Origin of the sequence: Flavobacterium piscis, assembly GCF_001686925.1 — a bacterium.
Taxonomy (GTDB): Bacteria; Bacteroidota; Bacteroidia; order Flavobacteriales; family Flavobacteriaceae; genus Flavobacterium; species Flavobacterium piscis.
On the sequence record NZ_LVEN01000048.1, the window covers coordinates 1 to 1,786 of the forward strand.

Here is a 1,786-nt window from a genome sequence, read left to right on the forward strand (position 1 = left end):
AAGTTATGTTGGTTTCGTTTGTGGGGACGCGGCTGACAGCGATGTCATCAGTATTCTCTTAGTCGGATGCGTCATATGTGTATAAGAGGCAGAGACTTCAGTAACGTTCTGGCACTACAGCGGGTTTGGGACTAAATTAAGCACTATTCTTCGGATTTGCCAAATCATATCCCAAATACAAACAATTTTTTCATTAAGACTATTGCCCGAATCCGTTGTAGTGGCTGTTAGTAGCTGGCATTATTTCTATTAACTAATCTTTTGTATCTAAAATAGTTTACAGTTAAACATATTATTGCTAATCCGATGGAAAATTTAATTAAGTTTTCTGTTAACATATCTTTTTTGTCACCAAAATATATAACAAGCATTATTATTAGAAAAGGAAAAAAAGAAAGACTTAAATTTATTTTTTTGTTTTTGATAAAGATATCGACAGGTAAAAGTGAAATTGCATTTATTAAGCTAACTGCAAATATTCCTGTAGACACGTAGAAAATCATTTGCCAAAATATTTCTTGATTTGGAGTTTCAAGTAATAAAAAAATGATACTAATGATAAGAGTTATTAAAAAAAATAATGAGAAATTTAGACCAAATTCTTTGGCTATGTATTTCAATTTATTTTCGATATTAGAGTTCATTTTTTCGATTTCCATAAATTATTATTAATGTGCGTTTCGTTCGTTGCTAGCTACTAACGTTCTCGCGCTACAGCGGGTTTGGAACTAAATTAAGCCCTATTTTCGGNNTGCCCAAATCCGTTGTAGTGTGTGTTGGCAGTTCGGCTTTTTTCGTCATCTATTCTTCTAGTGGTTTCCATTCTCCTTTTTTGAAATAAACATTGTTAAATTTCGGTGAATAAAATACTAAGATAAAACTCCAAGTACTTCTGTACGTTGTTGGATTACTTTTCAAAATATGATTTGTTGGCTGTTCCATATTAACTATCAGTCGTTTTGAAACGTATGATTCTGTCGTTGTAATTGTTCCTCTATATGTTTTTAGTATTTTCTCTTTGTCCGTTACGTAAAAATAGATTGAATCGTTTTCCTTAATTTCAAACCTAAAATTTTCATACTGCCAATCTGCTTGTTTGCCTGGAAAAAAGTCCCGATTTACAATATATTGTCCATAATAGTCTTTTTTCTTTAGTTCAGTTTTGGATGTTAGGCAATTAATTGTCATTGAAAAAACAACAAGTCCAATTATTCCAAGCCAAATCAATCCAATAGTTTTTCCGAAAAGTTTTTTTCCACTAAATAACCAAATCAGCAAGAGAATTACTGTTAGTGGAAATAAGATAAACACAACAAACAAATTANNATCCGTTGTAGTAGCTGTTATGTGCCGTATTTTTTAAGGTTTTGTTTTAACGTGTTTAAATATTCAATTTTAGTCTTTGGCAATATAATTGAACTGTTATCTTTCAAAGTAATAAAAGTATAATTTTCAGTTTTTGATATTTTTTTCACTTCTTGCCATTTATAGAATCCTACTTCTACACTATTTTCAGAAGTTTGTTTAATTCCACTTTCATTGACTTCTAAAGTCTTTTTTCCAAAAAATTTTGGATTAGAATTCAAACTTTTTACAATTTTAGTATGTTTTAAAAAGTCTGGAATGATCATAATTGCCATAAAAAATATAAAAAAGACCACAAACGATATTAAAAATCTATTCCAACTAAACTCCTTTTGGACAAATAAGAAACTTATTAATAATGAAAAAGGAATATAAATGAAGATTGCGAAAAAATAGCGTTTTTTAAATTGTTCAAACATCG

The 1,786-nt window shown here is 29.6% G+C and carries 3 protein-coding genes; all 3 read right to left on the reverse strand.

Annotated features, from left to right (window positions below; all coding sequences use genetic code 11):
* Positions 1-227: 227 nt before the first annotated feature.
* Complete coding sequence (locus FLP_RS23990) at positions 228-659, reverse strand: hypothetical protein (protein WP_065452028.1); 432 nt, start codon at positions 657-659, stop codon at positions 228-230.
* 142 nt (positions 660-801) lie between these two features.
* Positions 802-1,278 (reverse strand): hypothetical protein, encoded by a 477-nt coding sequence (locus FLP_RS23995; RefSeq protein WP_244894304.1) that lies wholly within the window; start codon positions 1,276-1,278, stop codon positions 802-804.
* A gap of 65 nt (positions 1,279-1,343) precedes the next feature.
* The coding region (locus tag FLP_RS24000) for a YcxB family protein (protein WP_123921700.1) at positions 1,344-1,786 on the reverse strand (443 nt) is incomplete at its 5' end.

What these genes read in the sequence shown, in the direction of transcription:
- FLP_RS23990 (WP_065452028.1), bottom strand. Translation starts at nt 659, where the DNA reads ATGGAAATCGAAAAAATGAACTCTAATATCGAAAATAAATTGAAATAC.